Below are 24415 nucleotides of genomic sequence, written 5' to 3' on the forward strand. Positions count from 1 at the left end.
CAGCGATACCCGAACGGGCTTAAAACGCGGGTTAACTGCCAACCGGCAGCGTTCGACACCCGAGCGCTTCCAGCACGCCATGCAGGACGGGTGACTTTGCGAGCAAGGGTGCAGACAAGGTCAAAATGCCGAGCAACATCAAACCGGCCGCAGCAAATTTTTTGCCTTTGCCGCGTTGAAGGCCTTGCGCCACTCGGGCACCCGCCCACGTCAATGGCACCATCACGACACAGGTGCCAAGGCCGAACGCTGCCATTGTCAGTGCACCGTGCCAGACGTCGCCTTGCAGCCACGCGGCCGTCAAGAGCGTTGTACTCAAACCGCAGGGCAACCATCCCCAAAACAATCCGACCAACACGCGCTTAAGGGTCGTGTCGGCAGGAACGAGTTGTTTATGCAATGGCTGCAGCCAATGCCAAAGGCGACCGCCCGGTGATCGAAGTAAGCCCAAGCGTCCGCGCGTGTCGAGCATGCGCAGTGCCACGATGATCAATACAAGTCCGACCATCGCACGCAGCGTCAAACCCACGTTGGGATTGCGTGCAAACTGCAGCATACCGGCACCGATCGCACCGACCGCTGCACCCGCAACGGTGTAGCCTAAAACGCGTCCTAGATTTGGTTGAACCGCCATCCAGAACGAGGGTTTGGATGTGCGTGCATTGATGCTTGTTGCGATGCCACTGCACATCAACACACAGTGCGCGCTGCCCAACAAGCCGCTGAGCAAGGCACCACTGATCACGATCCAATCAATCGGCATCGGCCTTGCCGGAGGTCGATGTGTCTGTTTCGTCGTCTACGAGAATATCCAGTGCTGCGCTATCGAGATTCTCGAATTGACCTTTTTTCACGGCCCACACGAACATCAAGATCGCCACGACCAAAAGCATCAAGCTGATTGGGATCAATAGCAGCAGCATGTTCATTCGCGTTTTAGCTCCAGACTGACTGCCGACTTCGCAGGCAAAACAACGCGCACCGGGGCTGTTTCGATATCGCCTTCACCGCGGTTCGCCGTGCCGCCGAAAGACAATCGCGCAAACACTTCAACGGATTTCACAGTGCTGAGTTTGGCGGTGGGCATCGGACTGTCGGCATCGGTCAGGTTGACCGTGGCAGGAAGTTCCGACAAGGCGAGTTTGCGTGCCGCGATGGGCATGGGTTGGCCATCCGGCAATCGCGCGATGACGTAGACAGCGGTGTCGGCTGTCACGCGCGAATCTTTTGCCAACGCCGGATCAATTTTCACGTGTACGTCGAGTCCACGCGCTTCACTGCTGGCGCGTGCCGGCATTTGAATTTCAGGCAGGCCTGCGGCAACGCGTGCCAAATTGACTTGTGGCAACAGTGCTTCGGCCGCTGCAGATTCAACGCGTGCCAACAAGGGTGTCCACGTTTCTGCTGCCTCGGCATTCTTCCCTTGTTGTCGCAAGGCAACGCCTAGGAACCAACGGGCACGTTCGTTATTCGCATCCTTGGTCGATGCGCGTTGCAGCATCTCTATGGCTTGAGGATCGAACCGATGTTGCGCATCCGCCATGGCGCGTGATTCCGCTGCATCGGTGAGGAACGCCACATTGTCAGGTGCCAAGGCTGTCGCCTTTGCAAATGCATCGCGTGATTTCTCAAATTGGCCGTCTTGGCGATAGGACTGTGCAAGCAAGGCCCAGCCTTCGGGCTGCTTCTCATCTTTGGCCAGCGCCGTTTCCAACTGATAGATGGCGTCTTTCATGGAGCGGGGTTGGTTCACCAAGCGCGCATCCAAGGCTTCGGGTGTGCCCAATTGCCAATACAACGCGCCCGCACCCACTGCGCCGATAGCGAGGACGGCGAGTCCCACTTTGGCTTGTGCTTTTAGAACCGGATACAACACGAGTGCCAGGACGACGACGACCAGCACCGCCGCAATAACGATGAATTGAATGTTCACCACTCTTCTTCCTCTTCCGGTACGCGAGCGTCACTGTGCGGCACAACGGTTTTGCGCTTTCTAACGAAGCCGAACAGGACGACAGCGCCACCTACAGCCAATAGCAAGGGGCCAAACCAAAGCAGCATATTCATGCCAGCCATGCGCGGCTTGTACAGCACAAATTCGCCATAACGCTGTACCAAGAACGTCTTGATCTCGGCGTCGGTCATGCCCTTTCGCATCAGACCCAATACCTCTACGCGCAAATCGCGCGCGATGACGGCATTGGAATCTGCCAAGGATTGGTTTTGACACATGACGCACCGCAGTTCTGATGACAGTGCATGAAAACGACTTTCTTCATGTGCGTCACGAAAGATCAACGGTGCTGCATTGGTATCTGTTTGCGCGCTCGCCTTCGGCGACATCACGCCCAGACCTGCACACAAGCACAGCATCACGAGCAAGCTTTGCATCATGCGCATCATGATGTGGCGCCCCCCATGCCTTTGAAGCGTTTATCGGCAGCGGTCACAAAGGCACCCAAGGCCATCAAGATGGCGCCGAACCAGATCCAACGTACAAAGGGTTTGATATGGATGCGCACGGCCCAGCTGCTACTGCCCTTGCTGCTATTGGCGGCATCTAGCGGCTCGCCCAATGCAACGTAGATGTCACGCAATGCATTGCGCGAAATCGCGGATTCCGTCATGACTTGTCCACCCGCAACGTACTTGCGTTTTTCAGGGAGCAAGGTGGTTTCTTTCATACGTGGTGTGCGCATGATCAAGATGCCCTGGTCCGAGACATAGTTGGGGCCTTCCACATGCTTCGCACCTTTGAACGTAAAGGTGTTGGCGCCGACGGTCACGGTATCGCCCGGCTTCATCGCAAGTTCGCGCTGTGTACTCAGCGCTTCGGTGAGCAATGCGCCGACCAAGAACACAGCAATGCCCATGTGCGCGAACGACATGCCCACCATTTCGAGCGTCATTTTCTGGCCCGCAGTTTTCGACTTCAGGCGGGAATAAATGAAGCGAGCGGTCCCTGCTGCCACCCAAACAGCGGCCGCAATACCGACGGCCGCTTTGAAGCGCCCTTGCGGTGCGATAAAGAATGCAAGTGCACCGCTCACGAGTGCCAACGCGGCCCACGGCCACAACAGCTTTGCAACGCGACTGCCTTGCTCACGCTGCCAATAGGTCAAGGGACCGAAAGGCACCAGCAACACCAAGGGTGTCATCAACACGATGAACAACAATCCGAAGTACGGCGGCCCCACGGACACTTTGCCGAGGTTCAACGCATCGGCCAACAGCGGATACAAGGTGCCGATCAACACCATCGCACTGGCAGACGTGAGCAACAAATTGTTTGCCATCAACAGCGTTTCACGCGAGTTGAGCGTGAACGGCTTTGGCGTTGAGGACGCTTGCGTCGTGTGCGCGCGTAAGGCGTACAAGATGAGTGAGCCGCCGACCACGAGCCCCAAGAAAATCAGAATGAAAACGCCACGCGTTGGATCCGCTGCAAAGGCGTGCACACTGGTCAACACACCGGAACGCACCAGGAACGTACCGAGTAAGGACAGGGAGAACGCAGCGATCGCAAGCAGGATCGTCCACGCGCCAAAGCCACCGCGCTTTTCTGTCACGGCTTGCGAATGCAGCAAGGCAGCGCCCGCGAGCCAAGGCATGAAACTCGCATTCTCAACCGGATCCCAGAACCACCATCCGCCCCAACCGAGTTCGTAGTACGCCCACCACGAGCCGATCATGATGCCGAGCGTTAGAAAGCCCCAAGCCACATTCGTCCACGGCCGCGTCCAGCGCAGCCAACGTGCATCCAATTGGCCTTCCAACAAGGCGGCAACTGCAAACGCAAACGGCACGGCAAAACCGACATAGCCCAAGTACAGCATTGGCGGATGCGCGACCATGCCCGGGTCTTGTAACAAGGGGTTTAAGTCGTTGCCATCTGCCGCCGACGGCAGCAAGCGAACAAACGGATTGCTTGTGAAAAACAAGAACGCAAGGAAACCGGCAGAGACAAAGCCCATCACGCCGAGCACGCGCGCCATCACGGTCAGCGGTAACTTGCGTGAGAACAGCGCGACGGCTGCGGTCCACACCGACAGAATCAATGCCCAAAGCAGCAATGAGCCTTCATGCGAACCCCACACCGCCGTGACGCGATACAGCATCGGCAACAAAGAGTTGCTGTTATCGGCCACGTATTTGATCGAGAAATCTTGACGGACGAAACCCAAGGTCAAGACGAGATAGGCCAAGCCCACCATCGCGAGCTGTGCCGCCGCGGCGGGTCGCGCGATCTCCATCCAGTCTCGACGTCCGCCGTGTGCGCCCCAAAGCGGCAAAACACACTGCAAGGTTGCAATAATCATCGCCAAGATCAGGGCGATTTGTCCAAGCTCTGGCAACATGCGTGCCCTTCTCCGTTAGTGCGCCCAGACATTCCCGGTCGCCTTTATGCACAACGTACTAGGATACCTTGCGCGTCAAGCGCGAGCGGGATAAACGCAGGGCGTTCAGGGTCACAATCAGCGAAGACACCGCCATCCCGACCGCCGCCATCCACGGCGTCACCCAGCCCATCGCCGCAATTGGCAAGGCGACCACGTTGTAGGCCAAGGCCCAAAACAGGTTCTGCGCAATGATTTTGCGCGTCGCGCGCGCCAATTCGATGGCACGGGGCAATTTCTCGAGTTGGGTGCCGGACAGCACCAAATCGGCAGCCCGCTGCGCGATGGCGGCACCCTCGCCCATGGCCACTGAGACGTCCGCACCGGCCAATACCGGCGCGTCATTGATACCGTCACCCACCATGCCCACGACATGTCCGAGCGCCTGCAAATTACGCGCCCGCATCAGTTTGTCTTCCGGGGTTTGTCTGGAGGCCCAGGCATCAATGCCCAATGCTTTTGAAATCTCGGCAACCTTTGCTTCAGCGTCGCCACTCGCCAAGTGCAGTTTGATGCCTTGCGCGTGGAGTTGACTCAAGGTTTCTCGCGCATCGTTGCGCGCGGTTTCGCCAAGTTCGAAGCTTGCAATGACCTCGCCGTCCAAAGACAACCACAGCTTGCCGTCATCTGCCTGACGTCCGCGCGTGACAAAGTTGGAATGACCAATTGACAGCGCATGCGCACCCACGCTCCCCATCACACCCGCACCCGGCACAACTTTGACGTTGCGCGCGAACAAGCCTTGATCAAACGGTCTGAAGGCCAGCGCAATCGGATGACCACTGCCTTGTTCAAGTGCCGCCACCCACGCCAACACCTCTGAGCGATCGAATCCGGAAGCAATTTCGACTTTTGTCAGTGTGGGCACACCGGTGGTGAGTGTGCCTGTCTTATCGAAAATGACATCGGTGACGCGCGACAGGCGCGTCAAGGCATCTGCACTCAGCGGCAATACACCCAGCTTCGACAATCGTCCGTTCGCCGCTGCAAGTGCAGCCGGAATGGCCAACGACAACGCGCATGGACAACTCACTACCAAGACGGCAAGCATCACTTCAAATGCGCGTTCCGGCGCATGGATGCGCCACAACACATACACCGCACACGCGGCAATCACGAGTGCAACGACAAACCATGCGGCGATCTTGTCTGCGAACTCAGCAAGCTTCGGACGATGCGCTTGTGCGCGTTCAACCAATGCAGTGAGTTGCGAGATCCGCGTGGCTGTTCCGGTATGCGTCACCCTCAGTCGTGCGGGTGCGTCTGCACACATCGAGCCTGCCAGCACCGCGTCGCCTGCGGCTTTACGCACGGGCGCTGACTCTCCTGTGAGCAGACTTTCCGAGAACGCAGCGCTTTCGTCCAATAAGACACCATCCGCCGGCACCACTTCCCCGGTGGATACAGCCACGATGTCATCCGTATTCAACTGCGACACAGGCACTTGGGCACGATGCACACGCCCTTCGTCGTCTTCCGTTTCCAAGGTTGCAAATCTTGGACGCGCGCGTGCGAGTGCGTCCACTTGTGCTGAAGCGACATTGCGCACGCTTTGTTCGAGCATGCGCGCAACCAGCAACAAGAACACAAACATGACTGCAGCGTCGTACCACACATGCGGTCCGCCGCGCACCGTTTCCCAGGCGCTGGCACCCCAGGCCAACACCGTTGAGAGCGACACCAAGGTGTCCATGCCGGGTCGATGGCTTCGCAGCTCGCGCGATGCACCGGACAAAAACGGCCAGCCCGCCCAGAACACAACGGGTGTCGACACCAAGAACGTAATCCAACGGAAGAAGTCGCGCGTCGGCACGGGCATCTCGTTGTTTACGTCTAGATAGAGCGCTTCCGCAAACATCATGGCTTGCATACTGGCCAAACCGGCGATGCCAATGCGGATCAGCCAGAGATTCCGTTGCTTGCGTCGCGCCTCTTCGCGTTCGACGCCAGCGGCCAAATACGGGCGGTAGCCAAGCGCGTTTAGGCGTGCAAGTAAACGTGATAGCTGCGTCTTTTGCGTATCCCAAACGATGCGAACGCGCCCGGTCACGGCATTGGCACTGACGGATTGCACACCGGGTTCTTGCATCAATGCGCGATCGATCAGCCACGCACAGGCCGCGCAATGCATGCCATCGGTCAGCACCGTCATTTCCCGACCTTCACTGACATCACGCGCGTGTTCGCGCTGCACCTCTTCGCGATCCCACACGCCTAAATCAGCTGGTGTTTCGTCGATGCGCGGTGCAGGTGCCGTGCGCAATTGATAGTACGCATCCAAGTGCGCATCTCGAATCCACTGCGCGGCCGTGGCGCACCCGTTGCAACAGAATACTTGCGGCTTGCCTTCAATCGCTGCGCGCACTGGGGATGCGCCCACGCGTTCATCGCAGTGGAAACACCGATCAGACGCAACCATTACGGTCGACTCGACAAGACGCGCGGTTGCACGTCACGCTTCACTTTGAAGGGGTCAGAGAAGGCTTGAGAAGTGTTGCCTGCTGCGCCATCGGCCATCGCCCGTCCAAGCGCCAAAAGCCATCGTCAGGCATCAGTTCGACCACCCAATCGTGCGTCATCGGGAGATCAGTCTCGACCGCCCAGCCGGTGACGGTGCCTTTCAGTGTCAGCGCTTTGTCTTCCGAAGCGGACACTGGGTGGTGCAGTTTTAAAACCAAATCACGCGAGCGATCAAACTCGCCCGACGCAGGAATGACTTCGATGCGCTTGCCATCGAACTTGATCACCGCGGATAGATTCAACTGCACGGCTTGTTCAACGGGCCCTGTATTGGCCGTTTGAATTTGACCGGTGCGTTGCACTGCGTCAGAGACGCCATCGACGCCGCCTGCGTGGTTGGACGCCCAGATCAGGCCACCCACCGCAAAGAATGACAAGAGCGGAATCGCCGTGATCATCCACACCATCGGCTCGCGCCAGGGCGAGCGCTTTTGCGTATTCATTCCATCTTTCCGAAGAAGCTACTTTTCACGACGGCTTGACTTGCGCCGTCTGCAGATTGCACTTTGAATTCCACCGCATGGCGCCCTTCAATCGCTTTCGGGCCATCCACAAGAAGCGGTGATTCGACCACATCACCAGCGGCAACATGCACAGGTTTCATCGCACGCAAATTCAGCGGTGCACCTTTTGCATCCAGCGACACCAGATAGTCTTGCGATACATCCGTCTTGTTCGCAATCTTCAAGGTGTAGCCGTTTTCCAATCCTGTGGCGGTTTCGCGATATAGCGCATTTCGATCTCGCAGGATGTCAGCAATCATCGTGCTTCGATTGGCGAGGCCATACGTAAACGCAGAGAGCAGACCGAGCAACAAGAGACCGTACACCCAAATGCGCGGACGCATCACTGTGGTGACACCGCCATCAATGGCGTTCTGCGTTGTATTGCGGATCAGGCCATGTGGATAGCCCATCTTGTCCATCACTTCGTCACAGGCGTCGATACACGCGCCACAGGCAATGCACTCGTATTGCAGGCCGTTACGAATATCAATGCCAACGGGACAGACCTGCACGCAAATCGTGCAGTCAATACAGTCGCCCAGCTCCTCAGTGCTGAACTTCGGCAATGGCAGTGCGACATCCGAATCAAAGGTGATGGTGCCTTTGGCATGCGCGCGATTGTCTGCCGCAGTCGGGTGCTGCGCGACGCGGAAGACGTAGTCGTACGCAGTGAGCTTGTCGAGCAAACCTCTACCGCGCTCTAGCACGCTACCCAGGCCACGCTTACGCGGGCCGCGCGGTTCGCCGCGCATGGGGTCATAGGCAATGATCAAAGTATTGCGGTCAAACATTGCGCTTTGGAAACGCGCATAGGGACACATGTACTTGCACACTTGCTCGCGCAAGAAGCCGGCATTGCCCCAAGTGGCTAATGCATAGAACAAAACCCAGAAGGTTTCCCAGCCACCCCACTCGCCGTGCGGCAAACGCAGCGCCAATTCACGAATCGGTGTGAAGAAACCCACAAAGGTGAAGCCGGTCCACAACGCAAACACCAACCAAAGCACATGTTTGCTGGTTTTACGCACGATCTTGTTGCGGTTCCACGGACCCGCATCCAACTTCATGCGTGCGTTGCGATCACCTTCCGTCCAGCGTTCCATCCAAAGGAAGGTTTCGGTCCAGACGGTTTGCGGACAGGCATAGCCGCACCAAAGACGACCCGCGAGTGCCGTAAAGAAAAACAAGGCCATGCCCGCGATGATCAAAAGCAAAGCCAGCAAGGGGAAATCTTGCGGCCATAGCGTAATGCCGAAAATATGGAATTTGCGCGCCGGCATGTCGAACAACACGGCCTGGCGGCCACCCCAGGCCAGCCAAGGGAACAGGTAATACATGCCAAGCAGCACGAACACCGCAATTCTTCGCAGCCTATCGAATGTGCCGCGCACATCACGCGGATAGACTTTGCGCTCGCTCACATAGTTGGAGAGGTTTTCTTCGTCCAACGCAATGTCGATCGATTTTTTCACTTGTTTTCCAGCGAGAGGCCGGCTTAAGAATCCAGCCTGTGGTTAAAACGACTTGAGGGGCGCAACAGCAACCAAGTAAACAAACTTGATGCTGCCGTTGCGCTCCAGAACATGAAAAACCCGATCGTGTATCCGAAGCCACGCGACATCGGCATATCCGGGAAGGTCATGTCACGCATGACGATCGGATCAACAAACGCAAAGAACACCATCGTACAAACGCCTGCAGCGAAAAAACTCGGCCACAAAATGGCGCCGATGCGTTGCGCCAATGGGCGCGGCGGATGATCGAACTGGCGTTCTGCTTCCATCAATTCGCCTCTGCGTTGTTTGCCTGATGAGATATTGACCACACGTAGGCACCGACCACGCGCGTCCGAGTGTCACCCAACAATTCCAAGTGCGGCGGCATGATGCCGTGGCGTCCGTTTTGAATCGACTCGCGAATGGCCGCGGTTGAATCACCGTAGAGCCAGTCTTTGTCAGTCAAATCAGGTGCGCCGATGGCGGTATTGCCCTTGCCGTCTTTCATGTGACATGCAACACAGACGCCGTCATACATGGACTTGCCGTTCGACGCCATGAAGTTGTTCTTCATCAACGACGGATCTGACAAGGTGCGCACATAGGCCGCAACAGAGTCGACCGCATTCGGGCCACCCATGCCGGTCAAGACCGTACCCCAAGGGGTCATCAAGCCTTCGCGACCCTTTTGAATGCTGACGAGAATATCTTCAGGCGTACCGCCCCACTTCCAAATGGTGTCGGTGAGATTGGGGTAACCGTTGGTTGCACCCTTACCCGAAGAACCGTGGCAGGTTGCGCAGTTGTTGGCAAAGATTGCGCGGCCCATTTTCACGGCCGTCGGATCTTTCGCAATTTGATCGATCGACAATCCCTTGTAGGGCGCGAAGGCTTTATCAATCTTTGCGTCTTCAATCTTCTTTTGTTGATCGTGTTCGGATGCAGACGTCCACTTCGAGACGCCCTTGAAGTTACCGAAACCCGGATACCACACCAGGTAGCCAATCGAGAAGACGATCGTGAGCCAGAACAGAATGATCCACCAACGCGGCAACGGCTTGTTGTATTCGGTGATGTCGCCGTCCCACACGTGACTGGTGTCTGTCGGTTTCGGATCGCCCGGGCGACGTTTTGCCGTCCACATCAGCAAAGCCGCGACGCCGACAATGTTGAGCGTCACCAAGAAGATGACGTAAATCGACCAACCCGTTGTCATTGTGCGTCCCCTTCCGATCCTTCCAGCGGCAGTCGTGCCGCAGCATCAAATACTTCGCGACGTTTGGGACTCCAAACCCAGAACCAACCGGCCACAAATAAGACCAGCAAGACTAGGGAAATCACGCCCGACAGTGCACCCGGACTCATTTCGCACCTGCCGCAGCGGCGGCTGCATCATTGGCGCGATTTTGTGCACGTGCTTTGCCAAGCCCTTGCAGATAGGCCACGACCGCATCGAGTTCGGTCTTGCCCGCAAGCGCTTTCGGCACATTTTGAATATCAGCGTCGGTGTAGGGATCACCCAAGCGCTTCAGTGCGCGCATATGCGATTGCAACTGTTCGGCGTTCAAGGTGTTTTCTGCCAACCACGGGAAGGACGGCATGTTGGATTCTTGCACCAACGAACGCGGATCCTTCAAGTGTTCACGGTGCCATTCGTCGCTATAACGACCACCGACACGTGCAAGGTCAGGACCTGTGCGCTTGCTGCCCCATTGGAACGGACGGTCATAGACCGATTCACCTGCCAATGAGTATTGGCCGTAGCGTTCGCTTTCGAAACGCAAGGTGCGAACCATTTGCGAGTGACAGTTGTAGCAACCTTCGCGCACATAAATGTCGCGGCCTGCCAACTGCAACGCCGGATAGGGCTTTACACCTGGCAACGGTTTGATCGCTTCAGCTTGGAACATCATCGGCACGATTTCGGCCAAACCACCAAATGACACAGCGATGGTGATCAGGACCGCCAGCAAACCGACGTTGCGTTCGATCTTTTGGTGCGCGTTGGTACCGGCGACGTGCTCTGATTTTTTATCTTGTTTGCTCATGTTCTTATCCTTAGGCCACGCGTGCGTCCGACGGATCGGGTTGCAACACCGGGTTCAGTACCGGTTTCGTCGCGGCGAAGGTCTTCCAAACGTTGTAGGCCATCAGCAGCATGCCTGCGACCACCAGCAAACCGCCGGCTGCGCGGACAAAGTAATACGGGTACGTGGCATTCAAGGCTTCGGCAAAGCTGTAGGTCAAGGTGCCGTCGGCTTTCGTTTGACGCCACATGAAACCTTGCATGATGCCTGCGATCCACATCGAAGCGATGTACAGCAACACGCCGATCGTGTGCACCCAGAAGTGCGTATCGATGAGCTTCACCGAATGCATTTCTTTCTTGCCGACCAATTTCGGAATCAAGGCATAGATCGAACCGATCGAAATCATTGCGACCCAACCCAAGGCACCTGCGTGAACGTGGCCCACGGTCCAATCGGTGTAGTGCGACAACGAGTTCACCGTCTTGATCGACATCATCGGGCCTTCGAAGGTCGCGATCATGTAGAAGCTGATGGCCACGATCAGGAATTTCAAAATCGGATCTGTGCGCAATTTATGCCACACGCCGGAGAGGGTCAGAATGCCGTTCATTGCGCCGCCCCAGCTCGGTGCGAGCAAGATCAGCGAGAACACCATGCCAACGGACTGCGCCCAATCTGGCAACGCGGTGTAGTGCAAATGGTGCGGGCCTGCCCACATGTACACAGCGATCAATGCCCAGAAGTGGACGATCGACAGGCGGTAAGAATAGATCGGCCGACCGGCTTGTTTCGGCACGTAGTAGTACATCATGCCGAGGAAGCCTGCCGTCAGCAGGAAGCCGACTGCGTTATGGCCGTACCACCATTGCGCCATGGCGTCGACGGCACCGGCGTACGCGGAGTACGACTTCATGCCGCCAGCCGGCATGGAAATGTTGTTCACGATATGCAGCAATGCGATGGCCAGGATGTAGCCACCGAAGAACCAGTTCGCCACGTAAATATGGTTCACGCGACGCTTGGCGATGGTGCCGAAGAACAGCACGGCGTACGCCACCCAAACAATGGCAATGGCGATATCGATCGGCCATTCGAGCTCTGCGTATTCCTTACCTTGCGTATAACCCAATGGCAAAGAAATCGCGGCTGCAACGATGATCGCTTGCCAGCCCCAGAACACAAAGGCCGCAAGCTTGTCTGAAATTACGCGCGTATGACACGTGCGCTGAACCACATCGAGACTGGTCGCGAACAACGCACACCCACCAAACGCAAAAATCACCGCATTGGTGTGCAAGGGACGCAGTCGACCATACGATAACCACGGAATCCCCTCGCCCAAGGTCGGCCAGTACAGCTGGGCGGCGATAAACAGGCCGACGGTCATACCGACGATGCCCCAAATCACAGTGGCTATGGCGAATTGTTTGACGACTTTGTCGTTGTAATAGCCCAGTGGCGCAGCGTTTTTTGTCGCTGCCACGGGTGCTTCAGCGGATGCATTTGTCATTGCGTATCTCGATCCGGCGCAGTATCTATCGCATGATACTGCCCCATTTATAAAAAAGCTTCTTGATCTGTATCAATTAATCAAAGTGAACGTGAATGCGTTGGCTTTTCAAGCGTCACGTTTTTGCTCAAATACCGGTCAAAACACATCGCAATGTTGCGCAGGAAAAAGCGGCCTTTGAGCGTGACGTGGATGCCACTTTCATCACGATGCAAGAGGCCATCCGCTTCAAACGCGGCCATTTGCGCGATTTCTTCGGCGAAATAGCGCTGTCCATCGATGTTGTGTCGCTTGGAGAGCGCATCAAGCGACACTTCGCCTTGACACATCAAGTTTTGAATCAAATCTGCACGAAGCTCATCGTCTTTGTCCAAGTTCATGCCTCGGAAGACGGGCAAACGATCTTCGTCGAGTGCGAGCTCCCAATCATTGAGATCACGCGGGTTTTGGCTGAAGGTTCCGCCGATCTTGCTAATCGCGCTGACACCAAAGCCAATGAGGTCTGTATTGGCGTGCGTCGTGTAGCCCATGAAATTTCGGTGCAAAGTCCCCGCTTCTCTTGCCTTCGCAAGGCTATCGCCGGGTAAAGCGAAGTGATCCATGCCGATGTAGACGTAGCCCGCGGCCGTCAAGGTTTCGATCGCACACCGCAACAGTTCCAATCGTGTGTGCGCCGTCGGTAGCAAGCTTGCATCCAGTTGTTTTTGCGGCTTGAACAAGTGCGGCATATGCGCATAGCCGTACACAGCCAAACGATCGGGGCGAATCGCCAAGACTTCATCCAAAGTCTTGCGAAAACTTTCGACCGTTTGATTGGGCAGTCCGTAGATCAAATCCAGGTTCACGGACTCAAATCCGGAGGCGCGGCACGCATCGACAATGGCGCGCGTTTCTTCAATGGATTGCACGCGATTCACCGCTTCTTGCACGGCCAAATCAAAATCCTGGACACCTAAGCTCGCGCGATTGAATCCAGCCTTGGCCAGCTTGAAGATGTCGTCCGGTTTGACGAATCGCGGATCCAGCTCGATTGAAATATCGCGGTCAGATGCGTTCGAGAAGTTGAACTGGTTGCGAAGCAAAGCCACCACTTCGTTCAATTGTTCGGGTGTCAAGAAATTGGGCGTGCCGCCACCGAAGTGCAGCTGCACCACTTCCCTGTCTTGATCGAAATGTTCCGCCAACAGCGCAAACTCTCGATAGAGTCGTTTGAGGTAGAGATCGGCCTTGGACTTGTCGCGCGTGATGATGCGATTGCAGCCGCAGTAGAAGCACGGTGATTCGCAGAATGGCACGTGGACGTAAAGCGATAGCTTTCGCGGAATCGGTTCGTCGTTGGATTGCGCGATAGCCGCGTAGAGTTCGGTCTGACCGAATGCATCCGTGAATCTTGGCGCCGTCGGATACGAGGTATAACGCGGACCGGCCGTGTCATAGCGACGGAGCAATTCGGGATCAAAGCGTATTGGCGTGTCTTCCATGCGAGCAGACTACGTGTCTGCGCTGGGAACCGCCTTGATTCAAATCAATAATGGGTCTGAAGGCCACTTCCGAAGGAAGTGGTGGGCGGTACAGGGTTCGAACCTGTGACCCCTACCATGTCAAGGTAGTGCTCTACCGCTGAGCTAACCGCCCGTGAAGCCGGCAAGTATAACGAAGGTTTGCGGTGAGCTCAAGCACGCAAAAGCCGCCCCGTGGGGCGGCTCTGGGCTGTCGCTGGCGCGAAATCTAAGGAATCTTAGTCTTCGGCCGGAATGCGCAGTACCTGACCCGGATAAATCTTGTCCGGGTGCTTCAGCATCGGCTTATTGGCCTCGAAAATCCGGTTGTACTTATTGGCATCGCCGTACATTTCCTTGGAAATCTTGGACAAGGTATCGCCCTTTTCCACGGTGTAGGTGCGTGAGGTCCAGCCCTCGCCACCACCACCGCCGGAACCGATGTTTTGAACCGTCTCAACGGAACTCTGGACGTCGCTGAAATCGGCATTGCTCACCGGCACCGTGAGCTGATCATCCACCTTATCGATGCCTTGCACATTGCCGGCAATCAGCACGGCCTTTTCCTTGCTCATGATGTCAGTGGCTTGTCCGCTCAGCGTGACCGTCGAGCCGTCCACTTCGATCTTCATACCTGAATGGTCAATGCCATTGTCGGTCAGTGCGGCTTGCAGCGCGCCTTCGGCTTTGGCTTCACCTGGCTTGAAGATTTTTTCACCCGCATCTTTCACGAAATCAATAAAACTCATGAGTCATCCTTGTTGGCAGTGTCGTGGAGAAGTTCACCACCTCAGCGTCGCACGGTGATTGTTAGGGGCACATCAAGATGCGCCGTACGCATCAACTCAGTTCAGCTTCTCTCAATATGCGCAACTGATCTCGCGTACTTGCGGCCTCTTCGAACTCGAGATCTCGCGCGTGCTGGTACATCTTTTGCTCGAGCGCTTTGATTCGCTTTGCCAAGGCTTCAGGTGTGAGTGTCCGCGGATCGAATTCGGGCTCTGCCACACGGCGTGTGCCCTTTCCTTTTGCGTTGCGTGCGGAAGCCGCATCCTCACGCGCCCCCTCCATGATATCGACGATCGGCTTGCTCACCGACTTGGGTACGATGCCGTGTTCAAGGTTGTAGGCTTCTTGCTTTTCGCGACGGCGCTTCGTTTCATCCAGCGCAACTTGCATGGATTTCGTGATGCGGTCTGCATACAAGATGGCTTTGCCGCGGACGTTACGCGCCGCACGACCAATCGTTTGAATCAGCGCACTGGCCGAGCGCAGGAAGCCTTCTTTATCTGCATCAAGCACGGCCACCAATGACACTTCGGGCATGTCCAAACCTTCGCGCAAAAGGTTGATGCCGACCAACACATCGAACTTGCCAAGTCGCAAATCACGAATGATTTCCACGCGCTCGACCGTATCGATATCGGAATGCAAATAGCGCACGCGAACGCCATGCTCATCCAAGTATTCGGTGAGGTTTTCAGACATGCGCTTGGTGAGTGTCGTCACTAGCACGCGGTCACCCATCTCTACGCGTTCTTTGATTTCACCCAAGAGGTCATCCACTTGTGTTCCCACCGGTCGAATCTCAACTTCCGGATCCACCAAGCCCGTCGGGCGCACCACGAGTTCGACGACTTCTTCGCCACTCTTTTCAATTTCATACTTGCCGGGCGTTGCGGACACGAAGATCGTTCTGGGTGCGCGCTCTTCCCATTCCTCAAAGCGCAAGGGACGATTGTCGAGCGCTGAAGGCAGGCGGAACCCGAAATCCACCAGCGTTTCCTTTCGTGCGCGGTCGCCGCGATACATCCCACCGATTTGCGGCACGGTCACGTGCGATTCGTCCACGACCAAGAGTGCATCGGGCGGCAGGTAGTCAAACAACGTGGGCGGTGGCTCGCCCTCGAGCCTGCGCGTGAGATGGCGAGAGTAGTTCTCGATGCCGTTGCAGAAACCCACTTCTGCCATCATCTCCAAATCAAATCGCGTTCGTTGCGCCAACCGTTGTGCTTCTAACAATTTGTTCTGCGCAGTGAGTTCTGCCAACCGATCTGCCAACTCACTCTTAATGGTTTCGATCGCGTTCAATACACTTTCGCGCGTACTCGCGTAGTGCGTTCTGGGATAAATCGTGTAGCCACGCACCTTGCGTTTGATTGCGCCCGTGAGCGGGTCAAACAGCGACAAACCTTCGACCTCGCCATCAAAGAGTTCAATGCGCAAGGCTTCTTCTTCACTTTCCGCGGGATGCACGTCAATGACTTCACCGCGTACGCGGAAGGTACCGCGACGCAGTTCGACATCATTGCGAACGTACTGCAATTCGGTGAGGTGTTGAATCAACGCACGCTGTTGAATGCGTTCACCGACGGCCAGAATCAAGCGCAACTTCAAATAGTCGTCTGGATCGCCCAAACCATAGATGGCAGAAACAGTTGCGACGATCAGGGCATCCGGCCTCGACAACAATGATTTTGTTGCAGACAAACGCATCTGTTCGATGTGCTCGTTGATGGCGCTGTCTTTCTCAATAAATGTGTCGGACGACGGCACATAGGCTTCCGGCTGGTAGTAGTCGTAGTAACTGACGAAATATTCCACCGCATTCTTGGGAAAGAACGACTTGAACTCACCATAGAGTTGCGCGGCCAATGTCTTGTTGTGCGCCATGACGAGCGTGGGGCGCTGAATCGCCTGCACCACGTTTGCGATCGTGAACGTTTTGCCTGACCCGGTAACGCCCAACAATGTTTGGTGCGCGAGACCCGATTCGAATCCCTGAATCAGTCTACTGATGGCTTGCGGTTGCTCGCCTGCGGGTTGATAGGGGGAATAGAGCTGAAAACCTGCGTCTTCTGACATGGTGCAATTCAATCCAATGAGCCAAGGCGTCGCGCGCCGTCTTCGACCAACTAGTCTAAGCCCCGAGCGACTACGCCCCGTGTAGGCATCGCGGAGGAAAGACTGACAGCAGATACAGAGTCTGCTGCTTTTCCGTCTCAAGTTATGAGACCAAGATGACCGCAAGGAAGAAGGAGTACGCCATGGATGGCAAGCAGGCCGGATTTACCTTGATTGAGCTGTGTATGACCGTGGTGGTCGTCGCCCTGCTATCGGGCTTTGCGGCACCTGCATTTGCGGGCTTGATGCACAGGTTGAGGGCAGACACATTGCTCTCCGCAATGACGGTGGATTTCGCGACAGCACGGGTACGCGCCATTTCGAAAGGCACCGACGTGGTGGTGTGCCCAAGTCAGAACGGCGAAACCTGTGACCTCACGACCGATTGGCTACAGGGCTGGGTGTCGTTTGAGGATCGAAACCACAATCGTCGTCGCGATGCTGACGAAGCCATCGTTTACGTCCACCAGAAGGGCAAGACGGGCGGTTTATCGGTTCGTTCGACGGCAGGTCGCAAATCGATCGTGTACCGCCCTGATGGTCTCAGCATGGGCGCGAATCTAACGGTGACTTACTGCGTGAAATCGCGTATTCATGCCAAATTGGTGGTCAACAACGGCGGGCGTGCTCGCGTCGAGCGTCCTCAGCGGGAAAGCACCTGTCCCGCTTGATCTTCCGGTCAGGACTCTTTAAAATCCCCGTTCCCGCCCGAATAGCTCAGCCGGTTAGAGCACTTGACTGTTAATCAGGGGGTCGTTGGTTCGAGTCCAACTTCGGGCGCCAGTTTTGAATGAAAAGGGTTGCGAGCGATCGCAGCCCTTTTTTATTGCGGAAATGCACGAAAGTCGTGTTTATTGCTCCGCGCTGAATGAAATGCATTCCTGTATGCCCAACGTGCGATTGACGCGTTGACGGCATGGGCATCCCTTAAACGTGGATTGCCCTTCCCCCCACACAGGAAATGCCTCATGAAATCATTGCCCTGGATTTTGTTAGCCGCCCTACTCTTCGCGCCCGCCCTTGAGGCGCAGTCCTTTGGTGATCGCATCACGCGCATGCGCGCAGCAAGCCGACAGGATCGGCCCGTCAAAACGCCACCCGGTACCGAAGCCATTTTGAATGTCGCTTATGGCCGAGATCAGGCCCAGCGATTCGACATATGGTTGCCGGCACGTGCACGCAACGCACCCGTAATTTTTTATGTCCATGGCGGCGGATGGGCAAACGGGGGCAAGGACAACCCGGGCATTGAGAACAAGCTCGCGTATTGGATTCCCAAAGGCTATGCGGTCGTGTCTACGAACTACCGTTTGGTGCCAGACGCAGATCCCGTGTCACAAGCGAAAGATGTGGCACGTGCCTTGGCTGTTGTACAAAGTCGCGCGCGCGAATGGCAGATCGATGATTCAAGAGTGGTCTTGATGGGACATTCTGCGGGCGCACATCTGGTTGCACTACTCGGTGCAGATCCGCGCCTCCTGCGGGAATCGGGTGCGAAACGACCGCTTGGCGTGGTCTCTTTGGATAGCGGCGCACTGAATGTTCCAAGCTTGATGTCGCAACGCAGGGTGCCTCAGCTGTACAAGAATGCCTTCGGTGATAACCCGCGTTATTGGGCGAAGAGCTCGCCCTATGACCAGCTCGCGCGTAATGCGCTGCCCATGTTGATCGTGTGTTCAAGCACGCGGCATGTACCGACTTCGCCCTGTGATGAGGGGCGCGCATTCGCAGATAAAGCACAGCGTCTTGGCGTGTCCATGCGTGTGCTGCCTGAAGCCATGGATCACGGTGAAATCAATCATGATTTGGGCGAACCTTCGGCCTACACGCGAGAGGTGGCACGCACAATTGCTGCTTGGGTGAACTAAAAAAGAACGGGTGCCTAAGCACCCGTTCTTCATTTCAAACGTGAGACAGCTTATTAGCCGCGCGGTGTTTGACGGTGGGTACGCGACGGCGGGCGATTGCCTGCCGGACGACCTGCCGGCTTGCCCGCATGGGCTTGCGCCTTCGGCTTGCCGTAGCTACCGCCCGGAGAAGCGGTGTTGCCATGCGAACGGGTCGCACCTGCAGCACGTGGCGGACGCGGGCCGCGCGGCGCTTGCTTCGGCGCCTTGGCATTGAGATTGATTGCACGCGATGGCGTAAAGCCGTTGACGTGTTCCATCACGATGTCCGCGCTCAGGACGCGTTGGATTTGCTTCAGCAAATGACCTTCTTCCGCACACACGAGTGACAGCGCTTCACCGGTGGCGCCGTTGCGACCGGTACGGCCGATGCGGTGCACGTAATCTTCCGCGACCATCGGGAGATCATGATTGATCACCAAAGGCAGATCGGGAATGTCGAGTCCACGTGCTGCGACGTCGGTAGCGACCAGGATGCGCGCCTTGCCGGACTTGAATTCGGATAGTGCCTTTTGACGTGCGCCTTGGCTCTTGTTGCCATGGATCGCGACCGCCGGGAGGCCTGCCTTTTCGAGTTGTTCGGCCAAACGATTGCAACCATGTTTGGTCTTGCCGAAGACGAGCACTTGATCGTTATGACGTTCGGCAAGAATCTGGACAAGTAGATCCTTCTTACGCGAGCCATCGACCGGATGCACGCGGTGGGTCACGGTATGTGCAACGGCATTTTGCGTGGCCACTTGAACTTGCTTCGGATTGTTCATGAACTCCAAAGCGAGTTGCTTGATGCGCGCTTCGAAAGTCGCCGAGAACATCATTGTTTGACGATCTTTCGGCAAGCGGTTGACGATGCGCTTGATCGCCGGCAAAAAGCCCATGTCGAGCATGCGATCGGCTTCGTCCATCACCAACATTTCAATCGCGTCCAGCTTGACGCTGCCACGATCGAGATGGTCGATCAAACGACCCGGACATGCGACAAGCACGTCCACGCCCAAACGCAATTGTTGGACTTGCGGCTGCATGCCCACGCCACCGAACAAGGTATTCACGTTCAAGCGCAAATGACGGCCGTATTTCTTGAAGCTGTCAGCCACTTGGACAGCCAATTCGCGTGTCGGCACCAAAATCAGCGCGCGCGGCTTGCGCGGGCCGGCTGGCGGTGTGGTTTTGCTCAAACGGTTCAAGACCGGCAACGCAAAGGCTGCGGTCTTACCGGTGCCGGTTTGTGCGGCGCCCAAAACATCGTGCCCCGACAATACAAGCGGAATCGCCTGCTGTTGGATCGGGGTGGCAGTGTTGTAATTTTTTTCTGCGAGCGCACGCAGGATTGCGGGCGAAAGCCCGAGGGTATCGAAATTCATGATGACTCCAAAGTGATGCACAACCCTGGACATCAGGGCAGTGTTTTGACTCGGAGCGATCCACATTCGCGCTGCAAGCCTAAAAGTAATGACGATGCTGAAAGTAGATCAGATCGTGTTCGTGCTGCGAAAGACGTGCGATAGAAGAGCCGGATGATGCAATGGCATCACGCGGCGGGCTGCCTGGGAAAACGGACCAGCCGAGCGCGAACTTTTAAATTATAGCAGAACCGCGGGCTCCCCTCTCCGCACTGCGGAGAGGGTGCCAAAGTTTGAACGTATCAGATGACGTCAGAAGCACTGTGCAACGTTTGATGCCGACCCGGACTTGGTCTTGGTGCCCTTCTGATCAATGGTCAGGGTGCCGCACTTAGCGTCATTTTGTGCACCCGTCGGCACGCCTTGGACCGTGAACGTCGTCGCGGTCGCTGCGCCGTTCAAGCCGACCGTGTAGTACTGCGACACTTCATTGATGCAACCCAAGTTTGGCAACGCGCCGCCCAAGTAGGTCATGTTGGTGGTGTAGTAGCGCTCCATGAACTGGCTGGCTTCCATCATGCAACCGGCTGCCGCCGCACGACGCGTCTTGCGCACGTGCTCAATGTAGCTCGGATAAGCGACCGCACCCAAGATGGCGATGATCGCAACTACGATCATCAATTCCACCAGCGTGAAGCCTGCAACGCGACGGTTCGAATGCATCATTGTGAGTGTCCTTTTCATTAGTCGTCCTGCGGCACAATTTCACGCCAAGTCATGCGCTGCGGGATACCACCCAGCGGAAGCGTACGCTTGAAGCTGACCGGCGAACCACCACCACCGTCACCGACCGTGGCCAGTTGCGAGGTGACGTTCACTTCGGTCGGCATACCACCGACGATACCCATCGAGCCGATCAAACCCGCCGGATTGCTACCACTCCCCGGAATCGTTGCCGTTGTGTCGAAGAAGCTGTTTTGCAAGGGGCTGGTGCCGGTGAAAATATTCAGCACGTTCAAGTAACCACTGCCCAATGCACCCGAGCAATCACTGCCCTGGGCGGGGATGACTGAGGTGAGCCACATCGCTGAACCCACAACAGTAGGCGCAGTGATGACGCGCTCGCCCGCCGAAGTTGCCGCCGGAATACCTAAATCGATATACCAACCTTTCGCGCTCGTCGGCAAATCCGAATAAGCCTCGAACCCACGCACGGGCAAGCTATTGACCGTGCCTGTGTAAGGAATCGTTCGTGCTTGCAAGTTAGCGCGTGTGACCAAGGTGCCATTGTCCTTGATGCCATACATACTCTGCGTCTGCGCGACATAACCGGTATTGCCGGGCAAGTCAGATAGCGACAGCAATCGACCCGTACCAAAACCAAGGAAGATTTGGCCGGCCGTGTCACGCGCAACACCAATGCCACCCGTGATCGGTTGAGCCGTAGTGCCGTCTGTTGCTGCGAAGATCTTGGTACCCGCGGTCGGCATGGCATGCGTTGAATCGAGCACCGAAATGTCCCACTTCCAAACGCGACCCAATAGATCGCCACCATACAGGGTGTCAATCGTACCGTTGCCATCCAAATCAGCCAAACCCGTGGACATCATGCCGTTGCCCGTGGCAGTGTCAGTTGTTAGCTTATAAGTCGCATCAACGCCACCTGCGCTATTGAGCTCATATACGAACAAGATGGCACGTCCATTCGTGCTGTCGATGCCATTGGGAACAATCGCAAAGATCACCGGCTTGTTCGACGAGTCTTTCTTATTGCTTTGACGCAGTCTGACATTCCCCAGCACATAGCCCATGTCGTTGTCGACCGTGCCGTTTGTTGTGTCAAATGTCTTGTCCCACAGCAAACCGTAATTTGCAGCTGAAGACATTCCCGTTCCCGTCGGGGTGGTGACATCCAAAGCGAAGACACCCTTGGCACCACGCCCTGGTGCTGCCACCAAGATGTTCTTGCTGCTGCCTTGTTTCTGCCGGGTGATGACGTCAATCTGACCGTCCACGAAATACCGGTGAGAATAGTCCGTGCTGCTGAGCGTCTTTAAATCATTGGCTGACACGCCTCTCGGAATATATGAGAAGAGTACTTGGCCGGTTTGCGCGTTGATGGCATGAAGCATGCCGTCATTGGCGCCTACAAACACCGTACCCGTGTCTGGACTATAGGACGGCGAAGAATCGACAATATCGCCCATCGGGTACGCGCGGGCGCGCAACGTGCCGTTCACACGGCCAACTTCTTTGGTTTGATCGCCCAGAATGTAGCTGATGTTGTCCGCACCTGTGACGGCATCCACGCCGCCGGTACGCTCAAAGGAACTCGCACCCGCATAGTTACGATCAAAACGAACTGCCGAGGTGCTACCGGCCGTGAAGACGAAGCGACTGGCGAAGCTTCCATTGGCCCCTGACGCCCCGAAGGTATTTGAAAGCGTCCACAAGGGCGTCGTGGAAACGCCGGTCAATGCCGCATTGAACGGACTCGCAGACAAGTCGCCAATCCACGAACCGGAGGTGAACTTCGCAGCAAAGGTCAGCGTCCCTGCATCGGTCTTAGTCGAACTCGATGCAATGTTCGAGCCAGAGGCTGTGCGTTCGGAAATCGTATCCAACGCTGATTTCAATGCGTCTGCAAAGGCATCTGCGTCACCTGCAACAACGAACTTGCCATGACCATTGAGTGCGGCATGCCACAAGTCGTCAATACGATCCGCGTCTTCTCGATCCGTTGGATCTGCCCAGGTCGCCGGCGGCGGGTTGTTCGGATTCAGTCGACCTTGAAGACCAATCGACACACCGAAAGTCACCATGTGCTGGTGCGTCGCCGGATCGCCCGTTGACGGTCTGACGTTATTCGGCCAGCTCGCGCCCGGCTTCAGGTCTTCATTCCAGTATTTGTACGCGACGTCGGCCAAAGTGTTGGCGTAACTGTCGCCGTACTGACTGCCCGAATCCGCGTTACCTACACTGGAGTAACCAGCGCCGTCATTCCAAAAGCCGTCTGTCGTCAAGATCGAGTAGTTCTGACGGCAGCTCAACATCCGACCGGACGAGTCCTTCCACGGATCATCCGTCATGTAGTAGCGCGCAGCGCGCTGGAGCGCGCCAAGCAACGGCGTACCGCTTTGGGCGCCTGCACCTTGCAATCTCGAGTAGAAGGTGGATCTGTTCGTACCAGAGAACAGCCCATCGTCCGTTGCAAAAGGAATCGGATAGGACGGTGAGCTACCAGAGGTATTGGTGACAACATTGCCACGATTCCAAATCGTGTCGAAACCCACGCGGTATCGTGAACCCAAGCGACCAAAGGCTTCCGAAGCACCTGCTTTAGCGGTCTTCGCGCGCGTTCTGAAATACTGGTACCAGTTGGCTACGTTCTGAAGCTCTTCTGCTTGCGTGCGCTGTTGATTCGTACCGGCCTTGTCTTTATAGAGCGGCGTCGCATCAACCCAACTCCTGCGACTGACGGTGATCGTGATATTGGTAACAGCCGAATACGCGTAGACGCGGTAGCTGTAGTCACGATTCGGCGAATTGATCGTGATTTTCTCGTTGTTGTTATTGCCACGACTATTGTAGTCTTCGCCGCCACTACAGTTGCCACCCTTCCAAACATAGAGATCGGCGTCTCCAGTTCCACCCGACGTTTCGAAAACGACGTTTTCCCAGCCATTGGCGGGAACCGTCACGCACGGCGTATAGGTGCTCTTTGCCAAAGAGGCCACGACGACCGAGCTGTAGTTTTCGGTCGAAACCTTTTGAACGACAGAGCCGTTGACCGAGTTTGACGATGAGGAAGTGGCGACACGAAACTTCTCGTAATTGTTCGCATCGGTGCCAGGCGACGTCACCGTGGTCTTCGGCACGTAATAGTAGAGCTCTGAAGAATTTCTAAGGTCTCCAAACGACGTCAGCTGAGACGTGTGTGTCGAAAGTGACGCGATGTCGGCCGCAGCCAAGCGCGCGTTGACATCCGTGCTTGATGTTCTCCACGGACGATAGTTCGTGGCTGCGTTGTAGTAGATCGTGTTGTTGACGGCCGAACGATCCGAAGGATTGTCGTCAAGGTTTCCGTCAGAAGCGTCATCCGGCATCTTGACGAACGCCATGGATCCCGAATCGTCGAGGATCATCAGAATGTTCGGCGGAATGCCTTCACCACCCGTGATCAAAGGCGAATTCGGAAAGGTCGCCGCGCTGACTGGCAAACCCAACACTGTGCATGCAACAACCGACGCCGCGAGTAGCGCGCGCTGCTTCAAAGGGGAATGCTTACGCTTCATATTCATCT

21 protein-coding genes and 2 tRNA genes are annotated in these 24415 nt (G+C 56.2%); 3 read left to right on the forward strand and 20 right to left on the reverse strand.

What is annotated here, in order from left to right; translation table 11 throughout:
* Positions 1-31: 31 nt before the first annotated feature.
* From G7069_RS00415 to uvrB, 17 genes are all read right to left on the reverse strand, one after another.
* Entirely contained in the window at positions 32-763 is a 732-nt protein-coding gene (locus G7069_RS00415; protein WP_166293296.1) for a sulfite exporter TauE/SafE family protein, read from the reverse strand.
* Positions 753-929 carry a cbb3-type cytochrome oxidase assembly protein CcoS gene (ccoS, locus tag G7069_RS00420; RefSeq protein WP_166293297.1) on the reverse strand — a complete coding sequence of 59 codons (177 nt, stop codon included), beginning with the start codon at positions 927-929 and terminating at the stop codon, positions 753-755. Before ccoS ends, G7069_RS00415 begins: the two co-directional genes overlap by 11 nt.
* Positions 926-1933, reverse strand: coding sequence for a tetratricopeptide repeat protein (locus G7069_RS00425; RefSeq protein ID WP_166293298.1), 1008 nt, complete (start codon positions 1931-1933; stop codon positions 926-928). Before G7069_RS00425 ends, ccoS begins: the two co-directional genes overlap by 4 nt.
* Complete coding sequence (locus G7069_RS00430; RefSeq protein ID WP_166297370.1) at positions 1930-2394, reverse strand: cytochrome c-type biogenesis protein; 465 nt, start codon at positions 2392-2394, stop codon at positions 1930-1932. The genes G7069_RS00425 and G7069_RS00430 overlap by 4 nt, the downstream gene beginning before the upstream one ends.
* Before the next feature lie 5 nt (positions 2395-2399).
* A complete protein-coding gene (locus tag G7069_RS00435; RefSeq protein WP_166293299.1) occupies positions 2400-4358 on the reverse strand; it encodes a heme lyase CcmF/NrfE family subunit in 1959 nt (652 codons plus the stop codon).
* A gap of 58 nt (positions 4359-4416) precedes the next feature.
* The gene (locus G7069_RS00440; protein ID WP_166293300.1) at positions 4417-6816 is read right to left on the reverse strand and encodes a heavy metal translocating P-type ATPase; all 2400 of its coding nucleotides are present in this window, start codon (positions 6814-6816) and stop codon (positions 4417-4419) included.
* A gap of 40 nt (positions 6817-6856) precedes the next feature.
* Positions 6857-7360, reverse strand: a complete 504-nt coding sequence (locus G7069_RS00445; protein ID WP_166293301.1) for a FixH family protein — start codon at positions 7358-7360, stop codon at positions 6857-6859.
* Positions 7357-8895, reverse strand: coding sequence for a 4Fe-4S dicluster domain-containing protein (locus tag G7069_RS00450; protein ID WP_205758727.1), 1539 nt, complete (start codon positions 8893-8895; stop codon positions 7357-7359). Before G7069_RS00450 ends, G7069_RS00445 begins: the two co-directional genes overlap by 4 nt.
* Before the next feature lie 23 nt (positions 8896-8918).
* The gene (locus tag G7069_RS00455; protein ID WP_205758728.1) at positions 8919-9206 is read right to left on the reverse strand and encodes a hypothetical protein; all 288 of its coding nucleotides are present in this window, start codon (positions 9204-9206) and stop codon (positions 8919-8921) included.
* Positions 9206-10135: a cytochrome-c oxidase, cbb3-type subunit III gene (gene ccoP / locus G7069_RS00460; RefSeq protein ID WP_166293303.1), complete on the reverse strand. Its 930-nt coding sequence runs from the start codon at positions 10133-10135 to the stop codon at positions 9206-9208. Before ccoP ends, G7069_RS00455 begins: the two co-directional genes overlap by 1 nt.
* Positions 10132-10284 carry a cbb3-type cytochrome c oxidase subunit 3 gene (locus G7069_RS00465; RefSeq protein ID WP_166293304.1) on the reverse strand — a complete coding sequence of 51 codons (153 nt, stop codon included), beginning with the start codon at positions 10282-10284 and terminating at the stop codon, positions 10132-10134. The genes ccoP and G7069_RS00465 overlap by 4 nt, the downstream gene beginning before the upstream one ends.
* Entirely contained in the window at positions 10281-10967 is a 687-nt protein-coding gene (gene ccoO / locus G7069_RS00470) for a cytochrome-c oxidase, cbb3-type subunit II (protein ID WP_166293305.1), read from the reverse strand. The genes G7069_RS00465 and ccoO overlap by 4 nt, the downstream gene beginning before the upstream one ends.
* A gap of 10 nt (positions 10968-10977) precedes the next feature.
* Positions 10978-12459 carry a cytochrome-c oxidase, cbb3-type subunit I gene (ccoN, locus tag G7069_RS00475; protein ID WP_166293306.1) on the reverse strand — a complete coding sequence of 494 codons (1482 nt, stop codon included), beginning with the start codon at positions 12457-12459 and terminating at the stop codon, positions 10978-10980.
* Between the two features lie 80 nt (positions 12460-12539).
* The gene (gene hemN / locus G7069_RS00480) at positions 12540-13940 is read right to left on the reverse strand and encodes an oxygen-independent coproporphyrinogen III oxidase (protein WP_166293307.1); all 1401 of its coding nucleotides are present in this window, start codon (positions 13938-13940) and stop codon (positions 12540-12542) included.
* Between the two features lie 79 nt (positions 13941-14019).
* Positions 14020-14094, reverse strand: a tRNA-Val gene (locus tag G7069_RS00485).
* 103 nt (positions 14095-14197) lie between these two features.
* Positions 14198-14707, reverse strand: coding sequence for a LysM and BON domain-containing protein (locus tag G7069_RS00490; protein ID WP_166293308.1), 510 nt, complete (start codon positions 14705-14707; stop codon positions 14198-14200).
* Positions 14708-14798: 91 nt separating this feature from the next.
* Complete coding sequence (gene uvrB / locus G7069_RS00495; protein WP_166293309.1) at positions 14799-16823, reverse strand: excinuclease ABC subunit UvrB; 2025 nt, start codon at positions 16821-16823, stop codon at positions 14799-14801.
* Positions 16824-16978: 155 nt separating this feature from the next.
* Between uvrB and G7069_RS00500 the strand changes: the two genes are divergently transcribed.
* The 3 genes from G7069_RS00500 to G7069_RS00510 all read left to right on the forward strand — a co-directional run bounded on the left by G7069_RS00500 (position 16979) and on the right by G7069_RS00510 (position 18730).
* Complete coding sequence (locus G7069_RS00500; protein ID WP_166297374.1) at positions 16979-17533, forward strand: GspH/FimT family pseudopilin; 555 nt, start codon at positions 16979-16981, stop codon at positions 17531-17533.
* A gap of 35 nt (positions 17534-17568) precedes the next feature.
* Positions 17569-17645: transfer RNA gene (locus G7069_RS00505), tRNA-Asn, on the forward strand.
* Positions 17646-17830: 185 nt separating this feature from the next.
* A complete protein-coding gene (locus G7069_RS00510) occupies positions 17831-18730 on the forward strand; it encodes an alpha/beta hydrolase (protein WP_166293310.1) in 900 nt (299 codons plus the stop codon).
* A 53-nt stretch (positions 18731-18783) separates the two neighbouring features.
* On the opposite strand, the gene G7069_RS00515 is transcribed toward G7069_RS00510, so the two are convergent.
* The 3 genes from G7069_RS00515 to G7069_RS00525 all read right to left on the reverse strand — a co-directional run bounded on the left by G7069_RS00515 (position 18784) and on the right by G7069_RS00525 (position 24413).
* Positions 18784-20133 (reverse strand): DEAD/DEAH box helicase, encoded by a 1350-nt coding sequence (locus tag G7069_RS00515; RefSeq protein ID WP_166293311.1) that lies wholly within the window; start codon positions 20131-20133, stop codon positions 18784-18786.
* A gap of 291 nt (positions 20134-20424) precedes the next feature.
* Positions 20425-20838: a type IV pilin protein gene (locus G7069_RS00520; RefSeq protein WP_343162589.1), complete on the reverse strand. Its 414-nt coding sequence runs from the start codon at positions 20836-20838 to the stop codon at positions 20425-20427.
* Positions 20839-20855: 17 nt separating this feature from the next.
* On the reverse strand, positions 20856-24413 hold the full coding sequence (locus G7069_RS00525) for a PilC/PilY family type IV pilus protein (protein WP_166293312.1): 3558 nt from the start codon (positions 24411-24413) through the stop codon (positions 20856-20858).
* Between the last annotated feature and the right edge of the window lie 2 nt (positions 24414-24415).

The organism is Lysobacter sp. HDW10 (assembly GCF_011300685.1).
GTDB lineage: Bacteria > Pseudomonadota > Gammaproteobacteria > Xanthomonadales > Xanthomonadaceae > Solilutibacter.